Genomic DNA, 8,528 nt, shown 5'->3' with positions numbered 1-8,528 from the left:
TAACAAAAACTTAACAGATTATCATTAAAATCAGCCATTTACCTTAAAATTAATTCTGAATACTGTTAATAACTCCTTTTAATAGCTCATCAACATCCGCATTTTTAGATAAACCCATTCTTACAATTACTAAATTTTCATTTGGAAGTATAAATACATTTTGCCCTTGATAACCACTAAAAAAATACATATTACTAGGCGCACTTGGGTATCTGTTACCTGCATTTAACCATATCTGAGCTCCATACCAACCATTAGAACTTGGGGTTGGGGTTGTTGCATAATCTACCCATTTTTTAGTAAAAATTTGCTCTCCTAGCCAATTACCATTTTTAAGATAAAGCAAGCCTAATTTAGCCCAATCTCTAGGTGTTGCCCATGCATAAGAAGAGCCTACGTAATTACCTTCTAAATCTGTTTCAATTAGCATAGAATTCATTCCAATTTTATCTATTAATTGGGTGTACCAAAAATCTAAATATTCTTGATGGGTATTAAATTCATTTCGTAGAATTCCAGATAATAAATTAGTGGTACCAGAAGAATAATTCCAGCTTTCATTCGGTTTACCTGCAAACTCTTTGTAGACTTGAGTTTTAGTCATATCTCTTTCTAAAAAAAGCATTTTTGTTGCGTCAGAAATTTTATCATAATTTTCATCCCAAGCCAATCCAGAGTTCATTTGTAATAAATTATGAATAGTTATTTTGCTACGATCATCATCTTTCCATGCTTCAATAGGTGCTTTTTCTTGTACGTTAATTTTGTTTTGGTGTTCTAAAATTCCAAAGATGGTACTTGTAATACTTTTGGTCATAGACCAACCTAAAATTTTAGATTCTTTAGTAAAACCCTTAGCATATTTCTCTGCAATAATTTGATCTTTATAAATTACAATAGCTGCTCTAGTTTTATTTTTTTCATCAAACAATATGTCTAAAGTTTCATTTAATAAATTGTAATCTACATTTTTAAAAATGGTATCTTTTTGTGGTGCATTTCCATATGGATAAGGAGTTTTATTGTCTGGCACACTTCTTTTTGGTGTAAGATAAGTTGCAGTTTCATCTTCATCAGATAAGGTTAAAACAGCACCCAAACCTTCTCTGTAAATTGCATTTCTAGTTAATAGACCAAAAGCAGAAGAAGTTGCTGTTTTCTCATCCGAATTTACAGTATTTGTAGCCAAATTTACTGGAGAAAAATTATTGTCTGTGTTATTCGTAAAGTCTAAATTTCTTTCTGCTACAAAAACAGAAGAAGCTGTATTTTTTGCAGCATAACCAGAAAGCATATTTAGCTTTGGATAATTGATAAAGACAACTACTGTTAATATAATTGATAAAAGAAGCAGAATTCGCTTTAAAATTTTCATAGCAAAGAGTTTAGTGATGTAAAAATAAGAAAATCATATTGTCTTTTATAGTACGTTAAAAAATCAAGTTTTATCTTTGTATTTTAAAATGATAACCATGTTTAATGTAGATAAGATAAGAGAAGATTTTCCAATACTAAAAAGAGAAGTACATGGTAAACCTTTGGTGTATTTTGATAATGCTGCAACTTCTCAAACGCCCCAAGTTGTTATAGATGCTATTGTAGATTATTATAGTAATTATAATGCAAATATTCATAGAGGTGTGCATACTTTAAGTCAAGAAGCTACAGATAAATACGAAGAAGCTCGAATTAAAATTCAGCATCATTTTAATGCAAAACAACCCTATGAAATTATCCTTACAGCAGGTACTACACATGCAATAAATATGGTAGCATCAGGTTTTGAAACATTGCTACAAAAAGGAGATGAATTAATTGTATCTGCACTAGAACATCATTCTAATATTGTGCCTTGGCAAATGCTTTGTGAGAAAACAGGTGCTGTTTTAAAGGTAATACCAATGACAGGTGATGGAGTTTTAGATATGAAAACCTATCATAAATTATTAAATAAAAATACCAAGCTTGTTTTTTGTAATCATGTATCAAATGCATTAGGTACCATAAATCCAATAGAAGAAATTATAGAGGCTGCTCATAAAGTAAACGCAGCAGTTTTAATTGATGGTGCACAAGCAACACCTCATATAAAACCAGATGTTCAAGCTTTAGATGTAGATTTCTATGTAGCATCTGCACATAAATTGTGTGGGCCAACAGGAGTTGGTTTATTGTATGGAAAGCAAGAATGGTTAGAGAAATTACCTCCTTATCAAGGTGGAGGAGAAATGATTGCAACTGTTTCATTCGAAAAAACAACTTATGCTGGTTTGCCACATAAATTTGAGGCTGGAACTCCAAATATTTGTGGAGGTATAGCTTTTGGTGTTGCTTTAGATTATATGAACTCAGTTGGTTTTAAACAAATTGCAAGCTATGAAAACGAATTATTAGAGTATGCCACAGAAAAATTACTTCAAATAGAAGGGTTAAAAATCTTTGGTACTTCTAAAAATAAAACAGCGGTTATTTCATTTAATGTTGGTGCAATTCATCCCTATGACATTGGAGCGATTCTAGATAAATTAGGAATTGCAGTTAGAACTGGGCATCATTGTGCACAACCAATAATGGATTATTTTCAGATTCCTGGTACAGTAAGAGCATCATTTTCTTTTTACAATACAAAACATGAAATAGAGATTTTTATAGATGCATTAAAAAGGGCAGTATCTATGTTGTCATAAATTCAATATTTTCCTATAAAACTTGAAAAGTCATCACTAATTGATGACTTTTTTTGTGATTTTTTTTGAGATGTTAAAATTAAATGTATATTAGCATCGTTAAAAAATTTAACAAAATCATGAATTATTGTTAATATTTAAACACAATGGTTAATAATTTTTTAAAAAATTAACTAACTTTAACTTTTTAATTAAACCCCAAAAATCAATTATTTTATGAGAAAATCATTATTAGGTTTGCTATTAGCAACAGGTATTTTTATGGGATGTCAAGATGAAACTACAGACATTTCAAACGATCAACAATCTAAAATTGACATGAGTGACTTTTTTGTTCACACAGACGATTTAGAGGCTAAAGGACCTTCAGATAAAGATGGAAAAGAGTGTTATTCTATGCAAGTTTTAAATAGACAACTTGCAGAAAATAAAGGGCTTTACAAAAAAATGTATGATATAGAATACGCAACTAGAAGTTTTATTGCCGGTAAAAAACCAAGTGGTGCTGGTAATGGAAATGGAAATGGAGGTGGAGGAAATGATGGTGGAGGAGACCCACCAGTTTCTGACAACTTAGGTGTTGTAAATATTCCTGTTTATGTGCATGTAGTATATAGCAATTCAAACGAAAATATTTCTGATGCTCAAATAAACTCACAAATTGCAGTATTAAATGCTGATTTTAGAAGAACAAATAGCGATGCAAGTAACACACCAAGTGCTTTTGCAAGTGTAGCTGCAGATTCAGAAATTACTTTTACTTTGGCTGGTACTTTTAGAAATGCAAGTACTACAACTGCTTGGGGTACAAATAATGCAGTAAAATCTGCATACCCACCAGTTACACCATCTACTCATATGAATATTTGGGTAGCAAATATTGGAGGAGGAATTTTAGGATATGCACAATTTCCTGGTGGTAGTTCTGCAACAGATGGAATAGTAGTATCTCCTCAATATTTTGGAACTACTGGTTATGTAGCAGCTCCTTTTAATGGGGGTAGAACTACAACTCATGAAGTTGGGCACTATTTAAACCTAAGACATATTTGGGGTGATGGAAGATGTAATAGAGATGATTTTGTATCTGATACACCATCTTCAGACAGACCTAACTATGGTTGTCCAACAACTGCTTATCACTGTAGAAGTAATGATCAATTCATGAATTATATGGATTATACAGATGATTCTTGTATGAACATGTTTAGTGAAGGTCAAAAGGAAAGAATGAGAGCTTTATTTGCTTCAGGAGGTGGAAGAGCTGCAATTGCAGGAAACTAATACTTTCAAAAACTTATTTAAAAGGCGTCTTTTGGCGCCTTTTTTTGTGTTCAATAAAAAGATAATGATGAAAAATTATAGTAGAATACTATGTGTGTGTATTTTATTTGCTTTTACAGATTGTAAAAGTCAAGAAAATATTGAGGAAAGTAAATTAACAGTTAAATACGAGGCTAAAACAAGAGGTTCATATTTTTTAATACATATTATTAATGGCGAGCTGAATTTTAATTCTAGTGATCAAAAAGAAATACAAGTTTTAACTAAAGATCAAAAAAGCAAATTAATACAATTGGTAAATGAAATTGATTTGTCACAAATGAATCTATTAGAAGCACCATCAGAAAAAAGATACACAGATGGTGCAATGTTCGCAACATTGTCTATTACAAAAGATAACAAAACATATAAAACTTCTGAATTCGATCATGGTAATCCACCTAAGGTTTTAAGTAGTTTATATGTATATTTAATATCTTTAAACGAGTAATTAGCCAACAAAAACGTTTGATTTGATATATTTGAAAAAAGAAGTTATTATGAATTTTTATCCTTTAAAGTTTGCTCCACTATACAAATACCGAATTTGGGGAGGAGAGAAACTAAAAACAGAATTAAATAAAAACTATTCAGAAGAAAGTATTGGTGAATCTTGGGAAATATCTGATGTTTCTGGAGATGAAACTTTGGTTGCAGAAGGCAATTTAAAGGGTAAATCTTTAAGAGATTTAACCAATCAATTTCATGGAGATTTTGTAGGTAACAATGTTTATAAAAAATTTGGAGAAGAATTTCCTTTATTAATTAAATTCATAGATGCTAAAACACCATTGTCTATTCAAGTACATCCAAGCAATGAAATTGCAAAAGAAAGACACAATTCTTTTGGTAAAAACGAGATGTGGTATGTAATGCAGGCAGATGAAGATGCTGAATTAATTGTTGGTTTTGATAAAGAGATTTCTAAAGAAGAATACCAACAACATTTAAAAAATAATACCATTTTAGAGGTAATGCATCATGAAAATGTAAATAAAGGTGATGCATTTTACATTCCTACAGGTAGAGTTCATGCAATTGGTGCAGGAGTTTTATTGGCAGAAATTCAGCAAACTTCAGATATTACTTATAGAATTTATGATTATGATAGAGTAGATGCTAAAACTGGTCAAAAAAGAGATTTGCATAATGAACAAGCTATAGATGTAATTGATTATCAAGTGCATGATAATTATAAAACCAATTATAAATTAGATAAAAACGCATCTAACAAATTAGTACACTCACCTTATTTTACAACCAATATTTTAGATGTAGATTCAAGAATACAGAAAGATTATTCAGCAATAGACTCCTTCATTATATTTATGTGTGTAGAAGGTAATGCAATCATTCATTGTAATAATGAAGCATATACTATAAATTGTGGTGAAACTATTTTACTGCCTGCTGCAATTCAAAGCATTGATATTGAAGCAGCTAGTGCAAAATTATTAGAAGTATATTACTAAGAAAAGTATCAAATATATAAATTAAAAAAGCCTTATCTAAATAGATAAGGCTTTTTTGCTCCCCCTCTTGGACTCGAACCAAGGACCCTCTGATTAACAGTCAGATGCTCTAACCAACTGAGCTAAGGAGGAGTTTGCTTCACAATTTGTGATTAGCGAGTGCAAATATATATTATTTTAGAATATTGCCAAATACTTTTTTATTTTTTTTAATAAAATTTTAGTGATAGATATTCTTAAATAAATTACGCTTAATTTTTTAAAAATTGTATTTTTGTTTCAATTAGTAGCTTAAACAAAAGCATAAATAATTATATGGACAAATTTTCGTTCTTAAACGCAGCACACACAGGCTTTATAGCAGATTTATACGATCAATATTTAGTTAATCCAGATTCAGTAGAACCAAGTTGGAGAAGTTTTTTTCAAGGTTATGATCTTGCAAATGAAAACTATTCGTTAACAGATGAAGAAGTTTCTACAGAAATTCCACAAGAAGTTAGAAAAGAATTCTTGGTTGTAGACCTAATTAATGGCTACAGAACTAGAGGTCATTTATTTACAAAAACAAATCCTGTTAGAGATAGAAGAAAATACGAACCAACTTTAGAAATAGAAAATTTTGGTTTAACCAAAGAAGATTTAGATAAAGAATTTTCTGCAGGTGATGTTTTAGGAATTGGTAGAGTAAAACTATCAACTATTATAGACCATTTAAAAAGTATTTATTGCGATTCTATTGGTGTAGAATACATGTACATGCGTAATCCTGAAAAATTAAAATGGTGGCAAGATCGTTTGAATGAAAACGATAACCATCCAAACTACAGTCAGGATTCTAAAAAATATATACTATCTAAATTAAATCAAGCAGTAACTTTCGAAAGCTTTTTGCAAACAAAGTATGTTGGTCAAAAACGTTTTTCATTAGAAGGTGGTGAAACATTAATTCCTGGAATTAGTGTTATGCTAAGAGATGCTGCAGAAAAATACGGAGTTAAAGAATGTGTTTTAGGTATGGCTCACAGAGGGCGTTTAAATACTTTGGTAAACATCTTTAAAAAACCTGTTAGAGATTTATTTAGTGAGTTTGAAGGTAAAGATTTCGAAGACGAAGATATAGATGGTGATGTAAAATATCACTTAGGTTTAACATTAAGTAAAACCTATAGAGATGGTAACGAAATTAAAATGAATTTAGTTCCAAATCCATCTCATTTAGAAACTGTAGCAGCTGTTGCAGAGGGTATTACTAGAGCTAAAATCGATAGAAAATACGATGGAGATTCTAGTAAAATTTTACCAATTGTAATTCATGGAGATGCAGCAATTGCTGGGCAAGGTATTGCTTACGAAGTAGTACAAATGGCAAAATTAAATGGTTATAAAACTGGTGGTACCATTCATATTGTAGTAAATAATCAAATTGGTTTTACAACTAACTATTTAGATGCACGTTCAAGTACGTATTGTACAGATGTTGCTAAAGTAACTTTATCACCTGTTTTACATGTTAATGCAGATGATACAGAAGCTGTATGTCATGCAATGGAAATGGCCTTACAGTTTAGAATGAAGTTTAAAACCGATATTTTTATTGATTTATTAGGGTATCGTAAATATGGGCATAATGAAGGTGATGAGCCTCGTTTTACACAACCTAAATTATATAAGGCAATATCTAAGCATAAAAATCCAAAAGAGATTTATGCAGAAAAATTATTACAAGAAGGTTCTATAGATTCATCATATGTAAAAGAAATTACAGCTGAATTTAAAGGAATGTTAGAAAGAGAGTTTGACAATTCTAAGCAAGACGAAAATTCGAAAGTAAAAGAATTTATGGAGTCTACTTGGGAAGGTTTTGAGCGTCAAAATCAAGATGCTATGTTAGAAACTCTAGATACTAAATATCCTGTAGACGATTTAAAACATATTGCAAAAGTAGTATCTACAGTGCCTGAAGGTGCTAATTTTGTAAGAAAAGCAGAACGTATTTTGCAAGGTAGAGCTAAAATGGCATTTGAAACCAACCAACTAGATTGGGGTATGGCTGAAAATTTAGCTTACGGTTCTTTAATGGAAGAAGGTTTTAATGTTCGTATTTCTGGGCAAGATGTAGAAAGAGGAACATTCTCTCATAGACATGCTGTTTTAAGAGATGAAAAAACAGAAGAACGTGTTAATTTATTAAACACAAACCCAAACAATAAAGGTAAAATGACGATTTACAATTCGTTGTTATCTGAGTATGGTGTGTTAGGTTTCGATTATGGTTATGCCATGGCTCATCCAAATACATTAACAATTTGGGAAGCACAGTTTGGAGATTTTTCAAACGGAGCACAAATAATGTTCGATCAATATATTTCTGCAGCAGAAGATAAATGGAAGGTTCAAAATGGAATTGTAGTTTTATTACCACATGGTTATGAAGGGCAAGGCTCAGAACATTCGTCTGCAAGAATAGAACGTTATTTACAACTTTGTGCAGAAGATAATATGACAGTTGCAAACTGTACAACTCCTGCAAACTTTTTCCACTTATTGCGTCGTCAAATGAAACGCGATTATAGAAAACCATTAATTGTTTTTACACCTAAAAGTTTATTAAGACATGTAAAGGCTGTAAATACAATTGAAGAATTAGCAACAGGTGAATTCCAAGAAGTAATAGATGATACAATAAACCCAGATAAAGTAAAGAAATTAGTTTTCTGTATGGGTAAATTCTATTATGATTTATTAGCAGAAAGAGAAGAAAACAAAAGAGATGATGTTGCTTTGGTTAGAATAGAGCAATTATTCCCTTTACATAAAGAAAAAATTCAGCAAGTAATAGATAGATATCCAAATATCGAAGAATACATCTGGGCACAAGAAGAGCCTAGAAATATGGGTGCTTGGAGTTACATGCTACAAAGATTTGAATTAAAAAACCTATCTGTTCGTTCTCGTAAATATTATGCAGTACCAGCAGCAGGATCAAGTACACGTTTTAAGAAAAGACATAAAGCTGTAATAGACAGTGTTTTTAATAGTTAAT

General features: G+C 30.8%; 6 protein-coding genes and 1 tRNA gene. 5 read left to right on the top strand and 2 right to left on the bottom strand.

The genetic code is table 11. The features are described from left to right. Nucleotides 1–49: 49 nt before the first annotated feature. Nucleotides 50–1,375, bottom strand: coding sequence for a serine hydrolase domain-containing protein (locus tag LPB302_RS08455; RefSeq protein WP_053973960.1), 1,326 nt, complete (start codon nt 1,373–1,375; stop codon nt 50–52). A gap of 97 nt (nt 1,376–1,472) precedes the next feature. Here LPB302_RS08455 and LPB302_RS08450 point away from each other — a divergent pair, with 97 nt between their 5' ends. The 4 genes from LPB302_RS08450 to LPB302_RS08435 all read left to right on the top strand — a co-directional run bounded on the left by LPB302_RS08450 (nt 1,473) and on the right by LPB302_RS08435 (nt 5,482). Further along, entirely contained in the window at nt 1,473–2,687 is a 1,215-nt protein-coding gene (locus LPB302_RS08450; RefSeq protein ID WP_053973961.1) for an aminotransferase class V-fold PLP-dependent enzyme, read from the top strand. Between the two features lie 216 nt (nt 2,688–2,903). After that, nucleotides 2,904–3,971, top strand: coding sequence for a zinc metalloprotease (locus LPB302_RS08445; RefSeq protein ID WP_053973962.1), 1,068 nt, complete (start codon nt 2,904–2,906; stop codon nt 3,969–3,971). 64 nt (nt 3,972–4,035) lie between these two features. Then, nucleotides 4,036–4,461 carry a hypothetical protein gene (locus LPB302_RS08440; protein ID WP_143032678.1) on the top strand — a complete coding sequence of 142 codons (426 nt, stop codon included), beginning with the start codon at nt 4,036–4,038 and terminating at the stop codon, nt 4,459–4,461. Between the two features lie 49 nt (nt 4,462–4,510). Then, complete coding sequence (locus LPB302_RS08435; RefSeq protein ID WP_053973964.1) at nt 4,511–5,482, top strand: type I phosphomannose isomerase catalytic subunit; 972 nt, start codon at nt 4,511–4,513, stop codon at nt 5,480–5,482. A gap of 58 nt (nt 5,483–5,540) precedes the next feature. On the opposite strand, the gene LPB302_RS08430 is transcribed toward LPB302_RS08435, so the two are convergent. Beyond that, nucleotides 5,541–5,614: transfer RNA gene (locus LPB302_RS08430), tRNA-Asn, on the bottom strand. 183 nt (nt 5,615–5,797) lie between these two features. Here LPB302_RS08430 and LPB302_RS08425 point away from each other — a divergent pair. Beyond that, a complete protein-coding gene (locus tag LPB302_RS08425) occupies nt 5,798–8,527 on the top strand; it encodes a 2-oxoglutarate dehydrogenase E1 component (RefSeq protein ID WP_053973965.1) in 2,730 nt (909 codons plus the stop codon). The last annotated feature ends 1 nt before the right edge of the window (nt 8,528 follow it).

Origin of the sequence: Polaribacter dokdonensis (genome assembly GCF_024362345.1) — a bacterium.
In the GTDB taxonomy this organism is placed as follows: Bacteria; Bacteroidota; Bacteroidia; order Flavobacteriales; family Flavobacteriaceae; genus Polaribacter; species Polaribacter dokdonensis.
This window is presented reverse-complemented; position numbering and strand designations above follow the sequence as displayed.